The sequence below is a fragment of the Treponema sp. R8-4-B8 genome (assembly GCF_054786175.1).
The window spans coordinates 49,291-66,151 of sequence record NZ_BDHE01000124.1; the positions used below are offsets into that span (position 1 = coordinate 49,291).

Annotated in this window: 22 protein-coding genes; 12 read left to right on the plus strand and 10 right to left on the minus strand. The window is 38.1% G+C overall.

All coding sequences use genetic code 11. From position 1 onward, the window contains the following. The first annotated feature begins 11 nt into the window (after window positions 1-11). A complete protein-coding gene (locus tag ACYVRA_RS06940) occupies window positions 12-1,232 on the plus strand; it encodes a tetratricopeptide repeat protein (RefSeq protein ID WP_461252017.1) in 1,221 nt (406 codons plus the stop codon). Here the strand turns inward: ACYVRA_RS06940 and ACYVRA_RS06945 are convergent. Continuing rightward, complete coding sequence (locus ACYVRA_RS06945; RefSeq protein WP_461252018.1) at window positions 1,219-2,046, minus strand: mechanosensitive ion channel family protein; 828 nt, start codon at window positions 2,044-2,046, stop codon at window positions 1,219-1,221. The genes ACYVRA_RS06940 and ACYVRA_RS06945 overlap by 14 nt on opposite strands. A gap of 211 nt (window positions 2,047-2,257) precedes the next feature. On the opposite strand from ACYVRA_RS06945, the gene ACYVRA_RS06950 reads away from it, so the two are divergent. Continuing rightward, window positions 2,258-2,617, plus strand: coding sequence for an ArsR/SmtB family transcription factor (locus tag ACYVRA_RS06950; RefSeq protein WP_461252019.1), 360 nt, complete (start codon window positions 2,258-2,260; stop codon window positions 2,615-2,617). Window positions 2,618-2,671: 54 nt separating this feature from the next. Continuing rightward, on the plus strand, window positions 2,672-4,600 hold the full coding sequence (locus tag ACYVRA_RS06955; protein ID WP_461252020.1) for a heavy metal translocating P-type ATPase: 1,929 nt from the start codon (window positions 2,672-2,674) through the stop codon (window positions 4,598-4,600). Between the two features lie 74 nt (window positions 4,601-4,674). Here the strand turns inward: ACYVRA_RS06955 and ACYVRA_RS06960 are convergent, their stop codons facing one another. The 3 genes from ACYVRA_RS06960 to ACYVRA_RS06970 form a co-directional block, all read right to left on the minus strand. Then, window positions 4,675-4,857 (minus strand): hypothetical protein, encoded by a 183-nt coding sequence (locus tag ACYVRA_RS06960; RefSeq protein ID WP_461252021.1) that lies wholly within the window; start codon window positions 4,855-4,857, stop codon window positions 4,675-4,677. A 9-nt stretch (window positions 4,858-4,866) separates the two neighbouring features. After that, the gene (locus ACYVRA_RS06965; protein WP_461252022.1) at window positions 4,867-5,229 is read right to left on the minus strand and encodes a type II toxin-antitoxin system RelE/ParE family toxin; all 363 of its coding nucleotides are present in this window, start codon (window positions 5,227-5,229) and stop codon (window positions 4,867-4,869) included. Between the two features lie 80 nt (window positions 5,230-5,309). Then, the gene (locus ACYVRA_RS06970; RefSeq protein ID WP_461252023.1) at window positions 5,310-5,678 is read right to left on the minus strand and encodes a helix-turn-helix domain-containing protein; all 369 of its coding nucleotides are present in this window, start codon (window positions 5,676-5,678) and stop codon (window positions 5,310-5,312) included. Between the two features lie 116 nt (window positions 5,679-5,794). On the opposite strand from ACYVRA_RS06970, the gene ACYVRA_RS06975 reads away from it, so the two are divergent. Continuing rightward, window positions 5,795-6,226, plus strand: coding sequence for a hypothetical protein (locus ACYVRA_RS06975; RefSeq protein ID WP_461252024.1), 432 nt, complete (start codon window positions 5,795-5,797; stop codon window positions 6,224-6,226). Further along, the gene (locus tag ACYVRA_RS06980) at window positions 6,223-7,056 is read left to right on the plus strand and encodes a hypothetical protein (protein WP_461252025.1); all 834 of its coding nucleotides are present in this window, start codon (window positions 6,223-6,225) and stop codon (window positions 7,054-7,056) included. The genes ACYVRA_RS06975 and ACYVRA_RS06980 overlap by 4 nt, the downstream gene beginning before the upstream one ends. 339 nt (window positions 7,057-7,395) lie before the next feature. Here the strand turns inward: ACYVRA_RS06980 and ACYVRA_RS06985 are convergent, their stop codons facing one another. The 4 genes from ACYVRA_RS06985 to ACYVRA_RS07000 all read right to left on the minus strand — a co-directional run bounded on the left by ACYVRA_RS06985 (window position 7,396) and on the right by ACYVRA_RS07000 (window position 10,748). Next, complete coding sequence (locus ACYVRA_RS06985) at window positions 7,396-8,220, minus strand: undecaprenyl-diphosphate phosphatase (protein WP_461252026.1); 825 nt, start codon at window positions 8,218-8,220, stop codon at window positions 7,396-7,398. Window positions 8,221-8,236: 16 nt separating this feature from the next. Next, a complete protein-coding gene (locus ACYVRA_RS06990) occupies window positions 8,237-9,349 on the minus strand; it encodes a vWA domain-containing protein (RefSeq protein WP_461252027.1) in 1,113 nt (370 codons plus the stop codon). 103 nt (window positions 9,350-9,452) lie between these two features. Continuing rightward, window positions 9,453-10,217 carry a hypothetical protein gene (locus ACYVRA_RS06995; protein WP_461252028.1) on the minus strand — a complete coding sequence of 255 codons (765 nt, stop codon included), beginning with the start codon at window positions 10,215-10,217 and terminating at the stop codon, window positions 9,453-9,455. A 96-nt stretch (window positions 10,218-10,313) separates the two neighbouring features. Continuing rightward, entirely contained in the window at window positions 10,314-10,748 is a 435-nt protein-coding gene (locus ACYVRA_RS07000) for a LysM peptidoglycan-binding domain-containing protein (RefSeq protein ID WP_461252029.1), read from the minus strand. 266 nt (window positions 10,749-11,014) lie between these two features. On the opposite strand from ACYVRA_RS07000, the gene ACYVRA_RS07005 reads away from it, so the two are divergent. From ACYVRA_RS07005 to ACYVRA_RS07035, 7 genes are all read left to right on the plus strand, one after another. Then, entirely contained in the window at window positions 11,015-11,389 is a 375-nt protein-coding gene (locus ACYVRA_RS07005) for a hypothetical protein (protein ID WP_461252030.1), read from the plus strand. Window positions 11,390-11,428: 39 nt separating this feature from the next. Further along, the gene (locus tag ACYVRA_RS07010) at window positions 11,429-11,764 is read left to right on the plus strand and encodes a hypothetical protein (protein ID WP_461252031.1); all 336 of its coding nucleotides are present in this window, start codon (window positions 11,429-11,431) and stop codon (window positions 11,762-11,764) included. A 15-nt stretch (window positions 11,765-11,779) separates the two neighbouring features. Beyond that, window positions 11,780-12,925 carry a sodium ion-translocating decarboxylase subunit beta gene (locus tag ACYVRA_RS07015; protein WP_461252032.1) on the plus strand — a complete coding sequence of 382 codons (1,146 nt, stop codon included), beginning with the start codon at window positions 11,780-11,782 and terminating at the stop codon, window positions 12,923-12,925. Window positions 12,926-12,932: 7 nt separating this feature from the next. Next, entirely contained in the window at window positions 12,933-13,067 is a 135-nt protein-coding gene (locus tag ACYVRA_RS07020) for a hypothetical protein (RefSeq protein ID WP_461252033.1), read from the plus strand. A 7-nt stretch (window positions 13,068-13,074) separates the two neighbouring features. Then, the gene (locus ACYVRA_RS07025) at window positions 13,075-14,028 is read left to right on the plus strand and encodes an AraC family transcriptional regulator (protein ID WP_461252034.1); all 954 of its coding nucleotides are present in this window, start codon (window positions 13,075-13,077) and stop codon (window positions 14,026-14,028) included. 430 nt (window positions 14,029-14,458) lie between these two features. Then, window positions 14,459-15,310, plus strand: coding sequence for an alpha/beta hydrolase (locus tag ACYVRA_RS07030; RefSeq protein WP_461252035.1), 852 nt, complete (start codon window positions 14,459-14,461; stop codon window positions 15,308-15,310). Between the two features lie 93 nt (window positions 15,311-15,403). Beyond that, complete coding sequence (locus ACYVRA_RS07035) at window positions 15,404-15,838, plus strand: hypothetical protein (protein ID WP_461252036.1); 435 nt, start codon at window positions 15,404-15,406, stop codon at window positions 15,836-15,838. Window positions 15,839-15,893: 55 nt separating this feature from the next. On the opposite strand, the gene ACYVRA_RS07040 is transcribed toward ACYVRA_RS07035, so the two are convergent. Together ACYVRA_RS07040 and ACYVRA_RS07045 are read right to left on the minus strand one after the other, a co-directional pair. Continuing rightward, window positions 15,894-16,394, minus strand: a complete 501-nt coding sequence (locus ACYVRA_RS07040) for a hypothetical protein (protein ID WP_461252037.1) — start codon at window positions 16,392-16,394, stop codon at window positions 15,894-15,896. Next, entirely contained in the window at window positions 16,387-16,833 is a 447-nt protein-coding gene (locus tag ACYVRA_RS07045) for a LytTR family DNA-binding domain-containing protein (protein ID WP_461252038.1), read from the minus strand. The genes ACYVRA_RS07040 and ACYVRA_RS07045 overlap by 8 nt, the downstream gene beginning before the upstream one ends. Between the last annotated feature and the right edge of the window lie 28 nt (window positions 16,834-16,861).

Consider the following 16,861-nt stretch of genomic DNA (forward strand, 5'->3'; position numbering starts at 1 on the left):
AATATAAATAGATGAAAAAAAGGTTTTTTCTGAGTATTTTTACCCTGTTTCTGACGGTTAGTGCCGGTATTTTCGCCCAAAGCAGGGATCATACCCCCTATGTAACGCAGTTAAAGGTCGAATCCAGAAATAATCTGATAAGGCTTACATGGGTAGATTCCCCCGACGCTCGCGGTCCGGTTTACGTGTTCCGCTCCGCGCGCCCGTTCACAGGTTCTATCCCCGCGAATATCAAGCCTGTAATTGTTAGATACGGGGAGCAGTATTATATTGACGACGCCGATGACATGGAAAACCTTTATTACTATGTCGCGGCAAGCGATACTTCCGGCCAGCGTTACGACATTATTCTTCCCAGAATAAACAGTACGAGCCTTAATCCCGTCCAGTCTCAGGAAGAAACTGCCGCCGCGCCTGAAACTCCTTCAGCCGCAACAGAACCGGTTCAGGGTATTTCCAATTTAAAGGCAAGCCAGGACGGTGAAAGGGTAATTATCACTTTTAACAGGGAAGGCCAGCGCAGAAACGCGATCCTCTACCGCAGTATGCAGCCAATAACCCGCTCCCAAGACTTGCTCAACGCCGTTCTTGTACAGTCGGGAATAGATTCCCCCTTTGTTGATTATCCCGTTCCAGTTCCGGGACTTACGTGGTATTACGCCGTAATTTATGAAGATGAAATAGCGAGCGGCAACATGGGAATTAAGCCGGGAGTAAACGCGACCGTAACGCCTGTTACCGTAACAAGCGAACAGCCTACGGAGCGTACCTTGCGCCCGATTCCCCTGCCTGTCCTTACGTTACGCAACACTGTCCCTGACAGTTATTTCATGACGGAGATCCCCGATCAGATTCCTCTAAGCGTAACGTCCTCAAATATACTGCGTGATACAAAAATGCCTTCCAAGGCTCCTATAAACTTAAAAAGGCCGCGTGTTTTTTCGGTAGATTTGGTCGCTCCCACAGGCGGCGAGGAATCGGCTTTATTTCAAATAATTACCGAGTACTTTGTAACATTTAAGTGGGAAGAAGCCAAGATCAGTTTACAGCGCTATTTATCACTGCCGCGTTCAAGAGACATAGAAGCCCGCGCCCGTTTTTATTTAGGGCAGACGCTGTACTACACGGGAAACTACCGCGAATCGCTGATGGAATTTTTGTCAGTAAGGCCGCTTCATTTCGCTGAAGCGAGCAAGTGGATAGACGCGGTTTTAGCGGCTATGGTGTATTAGGTATAATGTGAACATCGCGCTGCGGAAACGGGATGTGCAGGCCGGCTTCTTCAATGTTTGATTTGATTATTTTATTCATTTTCCAGTAGATATTCCAGTAATCTTGATTTGTCGCCCAGGCGCGGATTGTGATTTTTACTGAATTGTCTTCAAGGGATTGCAGGAAAATTTCGGGGGCGGGGTCTTTTAAGAAACGGCTTTCCGCGTCGATGATGCCCTGCATTACCTGAAAAGCCGCGTCAACGGAATCTGAGTAGGCTATGCCTACTGAGAGTTCCATGCGGCGTTTTCCGTTTCGGGAATAATTTTTTAAAGGGCTGCCCCAGATGCTGGAATTGGGAGCGGATATGAAAATGCCGTCGGGGGTTTCCAGAATCGTGGTGAACAAATTTATCTCTTTTACGGTTCCGCTAAATAAGCCGAATTCAACGTACTCCCCCTTGCGGAAAGTTCCTAAAAAAATGAGGACTATCCCGGAGGCGATATTTCCAAGAGTGTCTTTCAACGCGAGAGCGACTGTCACGCCCGCAGCTCCTAGGACTGTGATAAGGCTTGCCGTGCTTACCCCGAAAATATTGAGAATTATGATAACGCAGATAATGATGATTCCGTAGTGGATAACCGCTTGCAGAAGCGGAAGCGCCGTCCCGTCGCTTTGCGGCATCCTTAAATTGGCTTTTTGTATCAGCTTGCGCGCCCCTTTGGAAAGATTCAAGCCGAGGATAAGAATAATCACCGCCGCCGCTAAATTTTTAATAAGCGGTAATATTACGGCGGAATTAATTTCCCAAAAATCTATGATTTGCTGTCCCATAAACCATCCTAAATGAAGGTTTATCATAAAAAACTATATTTTTCAACTGTTTTTAGCTAAAATCTTGTTATTTGGAACAACGAATATCTGCTTAAAAAATTCATTTAAATAATAAAAAAGCTTGACAAGAATATTAAAATCTTATATATTTTAATAGTTGTACAAGTGTTCAATCATTAAAGCGTTATTTTGATAAGATGGGGGCGTAAAAATGAAAAAGAATAATCAATTTACATGCGATTGCGACGTTATCCATGAAGGGGTAGTAAAGCAGGTTCGCGCGTTAATGCCTAAGGATAAGGATTTTTATGATTTGGCGAATCTGTATAAGATGTTCTCTGATAATTCCCGCCTAAAGATTTTATGGGCGCTTTTCTGCAAACAGATGTGCGTATGCGATTTGGCGTTCTTGCTGGACATGACAAAATCAGCGGTTTCCCATCAATTAAAATTACTGCGGATGTCAAACCTTGTTAAATATGAAAAACAGGGCAAGATTGTCTTTTATTCGCTTGCCGACAAACATGTGAAAGATATTTTTGAGAAGGGATTTGAACATATAAAGGAGTAACAACGGGAATATCCTGCTGTCGTATTTTAGCTTTATAAAAAGGGGGAATAATAAATGGCGTGTAACTGTTGTGGCGCTGATGACTGCAAACCTGCCGCGAAAAAACAATTTAACGTTGAACTTAATGAAAAACAAAATATTATTAGAATGATTGCCGGAGCCGTCATTTTAATTGCCGGAATTATCCTTAGTAAAGTTTTGCAGGATAGTTATATTTTTTTTACTCTTATAACCGCGGCATATCTCTTGCTTGGATTTGACATAATATTGAGGGCGTTAGGTAATTTGTTTAAAGGACAGGTGTTTGACGAGAATTTTTTAATGTGCGTTGCCGCGCTAGGAGCGTTCGCGATCGGCGAATATCCTGAAGCCGCGGGCGTTATGCTGTTTTATCAAATAGGCGAGTATTTTCAGGAAAGGGCGGTTGCTAAGTCAAAAAAATCAATTACAAGTTTGATGGACATAAGGCCTGATTACGCTAATTTATTGAAGAACGGCGAAATTATTAAAACGTCTCCTGACAGCGTTTGTATAGGAGACTTTATTATCGTTAAACCGGGCGAGAAAATTCCCTTAGACGGCATTGTTACGGATGGGGTTTCTATGCTTGATATGTCCGCATTGACGGGTGAATCTGTTCCAAAAAAAGCGGAGGTAAAAAGCGAAGTTTTATCCGGCAGCGTTAATTTAAGCGGGAAATTAACGATTGAAGTTACAAAAACATTCGGCGAATCTACCGTCTCTAAAATAATTAATTTAGTAGAGAACGCGGCAAGTAAAAAAGCGAAAACAGAGAACTTTATTACAAGGTTTGCCCGTTACTATACGCCCGTTGTCGTAATGCTTGCTGTGTTGCTTGCCGTTCTGCCGCCGCTGATTTTTGCATCTGAGTGGACGCTTTGGATACACCGCGCCCTTGTCTTCCTTGTAATTTCCTGCCCGTGCGCTTTAGTCTTGTCGGTTCCAATGGGATTTTTCGCCGGTATCGGAGCCGCCGCAAAAAACGGCATATTAGTTAAGGGCGGCAATTTTTTGGAAGCGTTTAACAAACTTGATACGGCAGTGTTTGATAAAACCGGAACATTAACGCGAGGCGTTTTTAAAGTTACGTCAATTCAGCCTGAAGCGGGATTTACCGAGGGCGAATTGCTTGAATTGACGGCTAACGCGGAATCGTTTTCCAATCACCCAATAGCGTTATCTGTCATGAAGGAATACGGAAAAGAAGCGGAAAAATCAAATCTTTTAGAATATACGGAATATTCAGGATACGGAGTAAGCGTAGTAAAAGAGGGAAAGACCATTTTAGCGGGTAACCAAAAACTGATGGAAAAAATGGGGATAAAGTTTAATGAGTGTGATAAACCGGGAACAAAAGTTTATATCGCGTATAATGGGATATTTGCCGGAATTATCGTTATTTCGGATGAGATTAAACCCGACAGCCGGTACGCAATATCGGCGTTGAAAGAGAGGGGAGTACGAAAAACGGTAATGCTTACGGGGGATAATCCGTCCATCGCGCAAAATGTCGCCTCTGAATTGGGAATAGATGAATTTTACGGCGGGTTACTGCCGCACGAAAAAGTAGAAATATTGGAAAAATTAATAGAAAAGAAAAATGCGAAAAGCAAACTTGCCTTTGTAGGGGACGGCATTAACGACGCGCCAGTTCTTTCGATAGCGGACATCGGCGTCGCTATGGGCGCGTTGGGCTCAGACGCGGCAATCGAAGCCGCGGATGTGGTACTGATGACAGACGAGCCTTCAAAGTTGGCGCAGGCGGTGGATATATCGCGATTTACATGTAAAATAGTTAGGCAAAACATTATTTTTTCGTTAGGCGTTAAAATTGTTTTTCTTGTTTTTGGCGCGTTTGGAATTGCCTCAATGTGGGAAGCTGTTTTTGCCGACGTGGGAGTCTGCTTATTGGCGATACTTAATTGTATGAGGATATTGAGGGTGAAGTTTAAGGGAAAATGAAATTTAGGCTTATGGTCTGAATTTGTATTTTAGCTTTACCCGTGAACGGCAGTCAATTCATAATTTTCAATAATTTAAGCCGTAGCGTGTTTTACTTCAAATGTTTTTTCTGTTTCAAAATTTTTATCAGGTTCTTTGACAAAGCACCCTTCGTCGAATTCCTTCATTTCTTTATCGGAAATAGCGCCTATTTCATATAAATCTTTAGCTGATTCGTGAACAGCTTTGAGCGCTTCACTGTAATATTTTTTCCCCATGATAAACTCCTAAATTTCAACAAATTTACCCGATTGTATTGCTTTCTCAATTAATTCATCGGATAAATTCAGATATTTTTTTGCCAGTGCTTTGTACTCCCTTGTTTCTTTTTGGTCTATGTTGCTTCTGTCTGATTTGGAAAAACCATAAACATAGAACAGCCGTTCCTCGCTCTTAAAAAATACAATTACCCGATACCCTCTCGATTTTCCTTCGCCAGACCTTGCAACTCGTACTTTGTACACACCACCGCCGAGGTCGGCTTCTGCCTGTCCCGCTTCAAGATAGTTTACCATTTCTTTTAATTCGCCATCTGCGATACCTTCTTTATCAGCAAACCGAGTAAACCATGTATTCTTGAAAACTCTCACTTATAAATAATAAGGTAAAATAGAAATAATTTCAAGATAATAATTTAGGTGGGTATTTATAATTCCGCCAAATCTCTGCCTTATTTTATATATTTCTTAAACCCAATTTCCATCGCTTGGATTACTTTTTGGGTAATATCTTTAGAGATGCGGTTAATATATTTTTTATTGACGTTTTGAGTTACTGGTATATGGTTAGTTTTAAAAAGTTCGTAAATTTCCACGTCAAGACTTTCCGCTATTTGCGATAAAATAGCCGGTTTTGGGAACTTTTTCCCCCTTTCAATATTACTTAAATAGATGATGGAAATATCAGCTTTTTCGGCTAATTCCGCTTGGGAATATTGCCTGAGAACCCTTAAATTCTTGATATTTTGCCCTAAAGCAGACTTTAATTCCTCTCCGTCCATACCTATATGACCTTTTGGCAGATTTATTTTATTAAACACTACGATTAACCTATTGACAAAATCCGTATCGGAATATATAGTATATATTACGTAATGATTAACTGGTATTTTATAAAGAATGAGAAAGTTTCTTTAAAAATACCCAAGGCAAGTGTATGAATAAAATTAGAGAGTTTTATAGTTTGTTATCATTATTTACCCTTTTTATAGGAATAGTCATATATTTTTTATTTAGAGATTTAAATAATATTATTCTTTTTTCATGGATACCAAATCATCAATTTCTTAAAACCGTATTAATACCGTTAAAGCCGTCAATATCATCTGACTTTTTAAAATACCATCTTCCGGATATGTTATGGTTTGTATCGGCAATTTTATTCTTAAGATTTCTCTGGTTTTATAAAACAAAAGAACAGACGGTCTATATAACGTGTTTCTATGGAATTGGATTTGCATTTGAGATAAGCCAGTTATCGGAAAAAATCCCCGGAACATTTGATTGGCTTGATTTATTTTTCTTGTGTATAGGAGCCTTCGTAGAAGGCTTACTATATAAAAAATTCATTTTAAGGAGATATGTATGAAAGGAAAATGTACACTGCACATTATTGCGGTAGGAGCTCTCATCGTTTTTATTGTATTAGGTTTAGCCAGCGGTGCTACTGCGTCAAAAGCGACGGTAAAAGATGTTTTTCCACAGGAAAAGGAGATGTACCCTGCAGTTTATGGGGCAATGGCGGAACTATACCCTAATATGCCGTATCTGGGAATAGATTTCTACAATAATGTTTACAAAGTTGGTATAACAGGTTATGCGCTTACGACTCCGCTTCAATATGAACTGAATATTAAGAAAAACCAAGCGGGCGAATTGGAGTATTCTTATGAAAATTTAATTCAAAAGGATAAAGATGGAAGATGGGTTAAATTAACAGCATTCGGTTTTTACGATTATGATGGCGTAACTGCAAAATTTTCTTCAAAAATGATTGAAATTGCCAATGACCCTGCTAAATATGACAATTACCAAAAGGCGGCTATGGCTAACATTACGTTTGTTTACTCAATAATGAAAAATTTTACCGATTTGCAGTTCTCAGATTTTATTAATAACTACGCAAAAGGTTCTATTTTCGGTATTGATGGAAAACTTTCGGATGTTAAAGAATTTGGAAAGCCAATCAATGGAACTACATACAAGTATGTTGTCACATTGACACAGGATCTTACAACTAACGAATCCAGTTTTTATTTTGCATCTAGGGACTATGTGTACTGCAGATTCTATACAAATCAAGACAGTGTTATTAGGTTGAGTAAAACCGCTTCACTGTCTGTCAAAGGCGTCTTAACTAGCGCAAGCAAAGGTTCAATCGGGGCCAGTCTCTACCTTGATCTTGTGGACGCTAATTAATAGTAAAACATAGTGTAAGTTAGCATATGCGTTAATTTTATAAGAATTAACCACGGAGTATTCGGAGTTTCACGGAGTTTTGGTATGAAAACATTCTCTTCCTCCGTGTAACTCCGTGTACTCCGTGGTTATTTTCTTATTTCTTGGATATCCCCTTATCCTTTTCTTGGTTCGCCATATGTTCGTTCGCACTGGCGGTCACCTAAAGGTTCCCTTGCTTTATTACAAACAGCGGCATTTGTTGGTGCTACGCTATGTGGCATTAATCATCTACCCGGCTTCGCCGTGCTATTATTTAGCGTCCTTTGTGTTCTTTGTGAGAAATCTTAACGCTACCATCTAAAAGAAAAAGCGCAACCAAATCTGATCAATTAAAACAAGCGCTCCCAGCACTCCAGTATAAATAGCGAACCCAAAAAGCGATTTCTCCTTAATAATCTTCAGCATAAATTTAACCGCGAAAAAACCGACAACCGCCGATGTAATCGTCCCGGCGACAATAGCCGCAGTCCCAAAACTAATGCTGTCCGCCGCGCCGCCTTTAAACAAATCTTTAGTTTGCATAACAACGGCGCCAAGAATGGCTGGAATGGACATTAAAAACGAAAAACGCGCGGCAAAACCTCGGTCAAGTTTGCAAAAGAGAGAACCGCTAATTGTCGCGCCTGAGCGCGAAATACCCGGAGGAATGGCAAGCGCCTGCATTACGCCGATAAATAACGCGTGAAGCCAAGTCATCTTTGCGCCGGTTTCGTCCTGTTCTGCGGCGGGATTCGCGTTTTTATTTCGCCTTGAAAGCAATTCCGCTGTAACTAAAAGTGCGGTTGTAATTAAAAAACAAAAGCCTAAAAATTTCCCCGAAGTAAAAATTTCTTCGATAGCGTCTTTAAAAAGAAGAGCCGCGATTACTGCGGGAATTGTCGCTAAAATCAAGAAGCCCGTCAGTTTTTGAATGGGTTTTTTTAAAATTTCAAAAATGTCTTTCCATAGGACAGTCATAACGGCGAGCAATGTTCCAACATGAAGCATCGTGTCAAAAAACAAAGAAGGTTCCTGTATCTTAAATATTTTTTGTAAAAGCACAAGATGACCCGAACTGCTGACGGGCAGGAATTCCGTCAGTCCTTGAACAATACCCAGTATTATCGCGTTAATAATATTCATTTTAAACTCCGTTTTTTTATTTTGATGGCAATATCATCGCGTGTATTTTTATATTTCTTTCTTTGGCGGCGTTTTCCGCCATTTCTTTTGAAATTTTTCCACGTTGTTTTGGATGAGGAGGCGCGTCCCCTATTAAAATTATTATTCTGGATTGCGCTTCCCAGTTAAATTTTGTCGAACTGTCGTATAACGCTTCGTATACGGCTTCTGGTATGTCGCCGCCGCCATGTACGCGTATGGAATTTAAGTCGCGCTGAAAATGCGTAAAATTATTTGTAAACGGAATTACCTTTGTCAAATATAATTCATTATAGTCTTTATATAAAATCATGCCAATCCTGAAAGACGGGAAACCGCTTAGCATTTCTTTTAACATTGGGATAAGCCTAAGGCGGACGGGATCAATATATTTTTTCATGCTGTTTGTCGTGTCAATACAAATGACAATATCCAGCGTTTTACCTTTTTCTTTTTCAAGCTCGTTTTTGATAAGGTCTACCACATCGTCAGGACTGCGTGATAAAATCAAATCTCCGTTGCCGAATTTTGCGATTTCCGTGAACGCTTCAACAGTCTCTTTTGTGTACTCTCCTTCAGGGGGGCCGGTCGGCGGTTCCTGTTTTGCTTCAAGAACAAACGGGTTGTCTTTAAAAGCACCGCGATAATCGGCATAGGGCAGGGAGAAAGCGCGAATATTCATGAAAGTTCCATCGGTTAAATAAACTTCACCGTGGCGGTTTGGCGCGTAACCGTAATAAAGTTTATAAGGAATATATATATGAAAGGCTTGCCCTAAAACAGGGTGGTTTTCTACCGTAGAAGACACAAGAGAATAGATTTTACTTTCCTTAGGAATCGGAACGCCGTTTAAGATTCGTATTTCATCGCCGTTAATGGCGTTCCACTCGCCGGCGCGGTACGCGTAATTATCGGCTTGCATTGCAGGGTCCCTTGTTGATTCCGTTAAAAGCACCGAGGCGATGCCGGGTTTCTTTCTTATAAATAAATGATAACCGCCGTCAGCCCTCAATTCTAAAAGTAAATCCCCGGAAGAAATGGTTAAATCCTGAGAATACAGCCCAAGGTTTAGAATTCTGATGAAAATACAGATAAATATACATTTTTTCATAGAGTACTTTTATTATCGGCATATATGTATATAGTTAAATAATGAAAAAAGGGCGTCTGCCTAAAAGGTAAAACGCCCTTTCAATTCCCGATAATTACTCAAACTAGAATTTTATGCCAATACCTATAACAGGCTTAATTCCCCAGCTAATAACAAATTCAGATTCAGATTTAGTCTGATTGACATTTGTACCGGAACCGGTTCCGTCATCAGCTATGTAATCTACCTGATGCCATCGGAAAAGATCCAAGACTATATTGGTGCGGCTGAAGATATAAATGCTATCGCTAAAGTGGAATTGGACGCCCAGGGTGATTCCGGGGCCTATCTGAAGGTCTCTCCGATTCGTCCAGTATCCGTCGGTATTTTGCGAAGTAGGATTCTGCGGATCATAACCGACAAGATTAGGCATCCAAAGGTCATCGCTAAAGTAATACATGTGAGCGCCAACCGCCAGAGGGATCCTTAGGAAGTTGCTGTTGTACAGATAAAATACCGGCCCTGTAAAGATGTTAGCCCCAAACATGGAAATATAATCCGACGTTGGGTTGGAAAAACCCGCTATTTTTGCCCCATAAAAGAAGTCAGTATCAAGGTTAATGCCTACATTTCTGTTAATATTTATGTTCATGGAAAAACCGATGGCGGTATTAGCCGTTACCGATTTATCTTCCATGGCATAGCCGGGATTAAACCAGTAAAAATCCTGACCATGTTTGGCGTTAGTCCAATGGACGGGAAACCCGGCGCTAATTTCCAGATCAAATATCTCCATTTCCGGAAGTTCAGACGCTGACGCGTTAGTTTGGGCAAAGCAAAGACCCGCAGCCAGAACTAAAACAATAGGTAATACAATAAGTTTCTTCATAATTTTTCTCCTTCATAAAGAATAAGGAATATGTTCCTTTTCTGAAAAGAACGTCCGTTCTTTTAAAATTATTTTAGGAAACAACCGCGCGTCAAATTAAAGTTCGTCCGCGCGTTTCCTAAAACCGTCAATTAAACCTTTATTAGGGTTTTCCTTGTTTTTTTCGATAGTGGCAAATCCGTTAAGGCAGTTTTTCATTGTTTTTCTGCTGTTAGGATTTGCTTTGTTTCTTTCAAGATCGGGAATTGTCAATTCCATACCGGGCAGAATTTTGTCAGGATTTATCACTACGCCGCGTGACGCGAGCATGATGATGGGGTAATAATAACCATCATTATAGGCGTGCTTTGATATTTCCGACAATGTATCGCCTTTCTTTACCGTATATGTGCCAGCGCCGGTAAAATCAAGTCCGGTGTTAGCATCATATAAATTCTTGTACTGCTCATCCATATCCTTTGGAGCGGATTTGCAGGACACCGCCAGCATTACACTTATGATTAATAATGCCGTTAATACAATTTTCTTCATAACATTTCTCCTTGCTATATAATGTATGAATAAAATATAAATAATATTTTTGAGTTGTTATAAAATTATTATTTGTTATGTGGTAGTATCCGCTAAAATTCTACATTGGGCTGAGACGCGAATTTCTATGCTTAATAAACATTAGAGTCTTTTAGAAACCTCAGTTTCCGAACAATTTTCATATAAAAAAATTGTATTTTTATATAATTATTGTTGACTAAAAACAATGTTTTTGATATTATTTTCATAATATTGATGTTTTCCGTATGGATAAAAATGCTCAAAATAAATTGGGGCGCAAAGTGTCTGACGATGGATTTATGTTTTTAATTCGCGACGATAAAGTATTGTTTAGCGATTATTCGGTTTTTTTACAACACGAAGATTGGGCTAAAAGTTTAGGCATTGTCGATGATGAATTTAATAATATGGTACGCGGGACATGCGCTAAAACAGAAGGGAAATGGCGAGCTATTTTCTATTATAACTATGACAGGGAAGACGGCCGGTGCGCCGCGGCCGCGCGAAAATTCGCGCCTGTAATTATGAAATACTGCAAAACCAGCTCTTTGGAAATTTTATCAGACGAAGAACCGTTTACTATACATAAAGAGAAAAAAAAGGAAAGAGAACAAATTTGACAGTTGCAATATTTATAAATAAGCGGTATATTATTTAATATGGCCGTTGAAAAAGTTATTTTCATGATTTATGACGACAAAATTATGTTTAGAAAAAACTACACGTCGCATGAAGATTGGGCTAAAAGTTTGGGCATCAGCGACGAAGATTTTGAGTTTATTGTCCGGGGAGTCGCCATCAAAGACGAAGGACACTGGTCAGCGTTTTTCCATTACGAAGATGAACAAAATGACGGCAGAAGCGCGGCCGCCGCCAATAAATTCGCGTTAGAACTGATGGAATATTGTAAAACTGATACAATAGAAATTTTTTCAGATGAATATCCGTTTATCCTTAAAAAAAAGGATATACTGCATGCCCACAAGAAATTATAAAATTAAGAGGATATTATGGAATTTATAATTGATAATTTAGTATTGATAACATGGAAGCACCTTGTAATGTACGCTGTCGGCGTAACATTGATTTATTTGGCAATTAGAAAAGATTACGAGCCGTCTCTGCTTTTACCGATGGGTTTTGGAGCGATTCTTGTTAATCTGCCCCTTAGCGGCGCTATAAATCAGGTTATGCCCGGAATAGGGAATGTTACAGGCCCTATTCAATGGCTTTACGAGACGGGTATAGCGGCGTCTGAAATAATGCCTCTTCTGCTTTTTATTGGAATAGGGGCGATGATTGATTTTTCTCCGCTGCTTTCAAGGCCTGTTTTCTTTTTATTCGGAGCGGCGGCGTCTTTTGGAATATTCGCCACGATAACGCTTTCCGTGCTTATGGGATTTAATCTTAATGACGCCGCGGCGATTGGAATAATAGGAGCCGCCGACGGGCCTACGACAATCCTTGCCGCCCAAATACTAAAATCAAAATATGTCGGGCCTATTTTAGTAACGGCCTTTTCCTACATGGCGTTAGTGCCGATAATTCAACCTGTAACAATAAATCTGCTGACCACCAAAAAAGAACGCATGATACGCATGGCTCCCGTAGAAGAAAAGGAAATTCCCAAAGCGATGAAAATTATTTTCCCGATACTGGTAACGGTAATCGTGGGAATTATCTCTCCTGTGGCGGTTTCGTTAATCGGTTTTTTAATGTTTGGCAATTTAATTAGGGAATGTACGGTGTTAAACGCGCTTTCCGAGACCGCGCAAAAAACGCTTGCCAATATTATTACACTTTTATTGGGACTAACAGTCGCCTTTACCTTGAAAGCCGAAAAATTTATTCAGGTGGAGACGATAAAAATTTTATTTTTGGGATTATTTGCATTTGTTGTAAACACGGCTGGCGGCGTAATTTTTGCCAAGGTATTAAATCTTTTTTTAAAAACAAAAATAAACCCGATGATAGGGGCCACGGGAATATCCGCGTTTCCCATGTCAGCCAGGGTCATTCAAAAAATGGCGTTAAAGGAAGATCCTGAAAACTTCTTATTAATGCACGCGGTAAGCGCGAATGTTTCCGGGCAGATAACGTCGGTAGCCGCGAGCGGTTTAGTTTTAAGCCTAATTATGCGTCATTTAGGCCAGTGAGGTGAATATGAAAGTAGTTAATTTAATAGCGTCGTTAGATGTCATGTGGAAAGGCATGGCCGGTCTCTTTGGCGTTTGTATTTTTATTATGCTGCTTGTTATGCTGATTTACAAAATGACGTCAAAGAATAAAAAAGCGTAAAAAATAAATGCTCAAACCGTATAATTTACTTGAAAATATACTGCTTGATATTGAAAACGGCATCAAAAATGCACCTGCCATTAAAACAGCTGATACAAGCGCGATAAGCGGCATTAAAACGCCGGTTATATCCAATATAAACGCGGCTGTTCTTTCTAAAAAATACGGCTTTTCAGAAGGCCATCTGCGAAGATTATTCAGTTTCGCTTTTAAGCAATCTATAGCCGCTTATATACGCTCCCGCACATTAGCTGCAAGCCTTAACAGTTTACTGGGAACTAATACTAATATTATTGAAATTGCGGATGAATACGGTTTTGAATATGAACAGTCATATATTAGGGCTTTCAAACGTGAATTTGGCATAACGCCAGGCGATTTGCGTAAAAAAGGGAAGATTATTAAAATTAAACCGCCGCTTCATCTTATTGATGAAAACAAGTTAGGCGACAATGTTTTCTTTGGGCCTGACATTGTGATGGTTCCGCAGTTTCACGTAATAGGGAAATACAATAAAGTTTCGCTCAGCGATTCAAGGAATGTCATTGCAAAACAATTCTGGAATAATGAACGTATGCTTATTAAATCAGCCATAGACTCTCATGTGTTTATTGGCATAACGCGAAACTTTGACAGAAAGACAGGAATGTCGGAATATATGCCGTCTGTGCAGGTAAAAAACTTTAATAATATTCCGCAAGGATTCCATAAAGACACTTTTAAAACTTCATTGTGCGCGAGATTCCGTTATATCGGACAGCATCATTATTCAGATATTGATCGTAACGCGGTAGGTTCAATGTATAGCGCTATAAACGTTATAAATAAATCTTCATATAATAATATGGTTAAATATGAATTATTAATAGATAAGGTTTGCTTTGAAAAAATAGACACAAAACTTTATGACGGAACATTCTGCCAAATGGAATGGTATACTCCGGTAATAGAAATACAATGAAATGATCAAAATTGTTAATTTTACCCCTCCAAAAAATAGTTTTTACTCAATTTAGCGTTAAAATGATCAGTTTTGTTAATTATTTATTGTTTATTTTTGATACTTTATAATTGAAATAAAAAAGTACCCGTATGTATTTTTTAAACATGTTTCGGCTGTTGAATAATAATATGGGGAATATGTCGGATGGTTATGTTGAATTATTACGCTTGCTTTATGGGGGACTGTCCAATAAGTTTGAATTTTACCGGGAACCGCGCGAACAACTGTAAGATGTGTAAAAAGTTCGTGATGTACATGCGGTTCGCGGTAAGAATATTTCTTTTATAAAAATGGGCGTAAGTTGCCATTTTCAAGAATTAAATTTTATTCACAGGGCATTATTAGTGTAATATATTTATGTTATAAAACATAATACAATGGAGATATTTTGAATAAAAACTTTTTAAATAATATATTAACGAAATTTCCCGGTAAAATGATCACTGTAAATAATCATAAATTGCATATTTATACCGAAGGCAAAGGAAATCCAAATTTAATATTTCTATCAGGAAGCGGGACATACTCGCCAATGTATGATTTTAAAACTTTATATTCAAAAATGAGCGATGAATATAGCATTACCGTTATCGAAAAAGCAGGCTATGGATTTAGTGATATTACAAATATATCAAGAGATATTGACACGTTGTTATATGAATCAAGGATGGCGTTAAAAGAAGCAAATATAAATCCTCCTTATATATTATTTCCCCATTCTATGTCCGCTCTTGAGGCGTTATATTGGGTTCAATGTTATCCGGATGAAATAAAGGCAATAATAGGCATTGATCCAGCTTTTCCGCCTTATTATGAAAAATTAAATATAACTCCTACAATAAAAAAAATGAGAATATTATCAAAAATATTTAACAAATATTTTAAATGGCTTCTTCCTTTTATCGCAAAGCGGTTATCTCCTATAAAATACGGTACAATAAATAAAATAGATGCAAAAATATGCAAGGCATTAAATTATCATAGGTTTTTAACAAATGATATGCTTAATGAATCGGAACTTGTTAAGGAAAACGCAAAAAGAATAAATATAGAGAAAATAAATAAAATACCGATGTTGCTATTTATTTCAAGTTATAGTAAATGGGAAGTGTTAATAAAGGAATATATAAAGGATTTTAATGCAGATATTTTATTATATAATGCGGAACATTATTTACATAATATTTTCCCGGCTGACATGTCAAATAGAAGTAAAATATTTATTAAGAAAATAATATAAATTAATTATTTGGATAAAAATACTTGGAAAGAAGCATTGGTTTGATAAATATATGATAAAATAGTTTATAATAATATATTGGAGGTATAAATCATGAAAATGCCTTATGAGGGGGTTATGAAAACTTTATATAGTATTGGATTAATATTAAGCGCCGTTATCGGAATGTGGCATTTTACGGTGCCATACTTGTATCAATGGTATTCATATATTCCAAATGAATATAAATCTTTAACTGTTGCAATTGACTGGATTAATTTTTTCTTTTCATTGTTTTTGACCGGATTTAGTTTGTTGCTTTTATTTTTTAAAAAGAAAATATTTGGCGTAAATAAAGATTTGTTTGTAATGTATGGTTTTATGGTTTTTGTATGGTTTTGCAGAGTAGCCATTTCATTTATTGACCCATGGCCGTTAGAACCTGTAGCATGGACTGTTTACGCGCAACAAATAGGATCTTTTGTTATTTTCTTTTTACAATTAATCCCGTTTGTTTATTTATTTAAGAAAAAAATCAAGAATAAATAAAACAGTTTAAACGCCAACAGGACTATTAACGTATTTTTTAGAATTTACCAGAAAGTTATAATGATTTATTTTGCCGTTCTTTGTAGTCTTCCAATAATTTAGCATACTTTTTGCCTTCAAGTTTTAATTTTAACAGCGTCAAAGCAAAACAGACGGCGAAGCAAATAATTGTACAAAGCGCGAAACTTATCCAACCTTGAATATTATCCTGAGGAAACCATTTAAATATAAACGCAAATATTGAAGTGGTAACCAGAGTCGCAAGCAATAATAAAAAACCTCGAAATAAAAATGGTATTTTCGTTTGTATATGTTCTGAAAATAATAATAAAGAAAAAAAGGATATTATCAAAGAAAAACCGGCTATTTGCAGAATAACGCCGTAATACAATCCGCTGTTAAATGCAAATAAAGTTGAAACCTCGCGCATATCCTGCCCATTAAGAGCGATTAACATTCCTGCAATGGTTATTGCGATTATAGCTAATGAAAAAATAACCGTAAACCTTTGTGCAAACTCTATTATAAGCGCGCTTCTATATTTTTTTTCAATCATAATAAGCCTCCAGTTTTTCCTTTACCGCCGCGGCATATTGACGTGACACTATCAGTTTAATATCTGTTGTCATTGATAAAATAAGCTTGCGGTCAAAATCAGGCTCAATTGAATGTATATGTTTTATGTTAAAAAGACTATTCTTGTTTGCCCGTAAAAAATCACGGTCGTAGAGTTTTGCTTCAAGTTCATATAGTTTTAGAGAACTTTCATATACTCCGTTTGCGGTGTAAAGGAAAGTATGTTTATCAATACTGTCAATGTATATTATATCCGAAGCTTCAAGGATAAATTGCCGCCCGTCTTTACGCCCTGTCAGTTTCATGTCCAACAACCGAATGGCGGCAAGTAATTTGTCAATATCATCACTTACACGGTTACAGTTGACCGTAATCTCGGTCTCCGTATATCTTTCGTCAGTGTTGATAGTAATTTTCATATTCTAGATTTTATAATTTATTTTCTTT

What these genes read in the sequence shown, in the direction of transcription:
- ACYVRA_RS06940 (WP_461252017.1), top strand. Translation starts at nt 12, where the DNA reads ATGAAAAAAAGGTTTTTTCTGAGTATTTTTACCCTGTTTCTGACGGTT.
- ACYVRA_RS06945 (WP_461252018.1), bottom strand. Translation starts at nt 2,046, where the DNA reads ATGGGACAGCAAATCATAGATTTTTGGGAAATTAATTCCGCCGTAATA.
- ACYVRA_RS06950 (WP_461252019.1), top strand. Translation starts at nt 2,258, where the DNA reads ATGAAAAAGAATAATCAATTTACATGCGATTGCGACGTTATCCATGAA.
- ACYVRA_RS06955 (WP_461252020.1), top strand. Translation starts at nt 2,672, where the DNA reads ATGGCGTGTAACTGTTGTGGCGCTGATGACTGCAAACCTGCCGCGAAA.
- ACYVRA_RS06960 (WP_461252021.1), bottom strand. Translation starts at nt 4,857, where the DNA reads ATGGGGAAAAAATATTACAGTGAAGCGCTCAAAGCTGTTCACGAATCA.
- ACYVRA_RS06975 (WP_461252024.1), top strand. Translation starts at nt 5,795, where the DNA reads ATGAATAAAATTAGAGAGTTTTATAGTTTGTTATCATTATTTACCCTT.
- ACYVRA_RS06980 (WP_461252025.1), top strand. Translation starts at nt 6,223, where the DNA reads ATGAAAGGAAAATGTACACTGCACATTATTGCGGTAGGAGCTCTCATC.
- ACYVRA_RS06985 (WP_461252026.1), bottom strand. Translation starts at nt 8,220, where the DNA reads ATGAATATTATTAACGCGATAATACTGGGTATTGTTCAAGGACTGACG.
- ACYVRA_RS06990 (WP_461252027.1), bottom strand. Translation starts at nt 9,349, where the DNA reads ATGAAAAAATGTATATTTATCTGTATTTTCATCAGAATTCTAAACCTT.
- ACYVRA_RS06995 (WP_461252028.1), bottom strand. Translation starts at nt 10,217, where the DNA reads ATGAAGAAACTTATTGTATTACCTATTGTTTTAGTTCTGGCTGCGGGT.
- ACYVRA_RS07000 (WP_461252029.1), bottom strand. Translation starts at nt 10,748, where the DNA reads ATGAAGAAAATTGTATTAACGGCATTATTAATCATAAGTGTAATGCTG.
- ACYVRA_RS07005 (WP_461252030.1), top strand. Translation starts at nt 11,015, where the DNA reads ATGGATAAAAATGCTCAAAATAAATTGGGGCGCAAAGTGTCTGACGAT.
- ACYVRA_RS07010 (WP_461252031.1), top strand. Translation starts at nt 11,429, where the DNA reads ATGGCCGTTGAAAAAGTTATTTTCATGATTTATGACGACAAAATTATG.
- ACYVRA_RS07015 (WP_461252032.1), top strand. Translation starts at nt 11,780, where the DNA reads ATGGAATTTATAATTGATAATTTAGTATTGATAACATGGAAGCACCTT.
- ACYVRA_RS07020 (WP_461252033.1), top strand. Translation starts at nt 12,933, where the DNA reads ATGAAAGTAGTTAATTTAATAGCGTCGTTAGATGTCATGTGGAAAGGC.
- ACYVRA_RS07025 (WP_461252034.1), top strand. Translation starts at nt 13,075, where the DNA reads ATGCTCAAACCGTATAATTTACTTGAAAATATACTGCTTGATATTGAA.
- ACYVRA_RS07035 (WP_461252036.1), top strand. Translation starts at nt 15,404, where the DNA reads ATGAAAATGCCTTATGAGGGGGTTATGAAAACTTTATATAGTATTGGA.
- ACYVRA_RS07040 (WP_461252037.1), bottom strand. Translation starts at nt 16,394, where the DNA reads ATGATTGAAAAAAAATATAGAAGCGCGCTTATAATAGAGTTTGCACAA.
- ACYVRA_RS07045 (WP_461252038.1), bottom strand. Translation starts at nt 16,833, where the DNA reads ATGAAAATTACTATCAACACTGACGAAAGATATACGGAGACCGAGATT.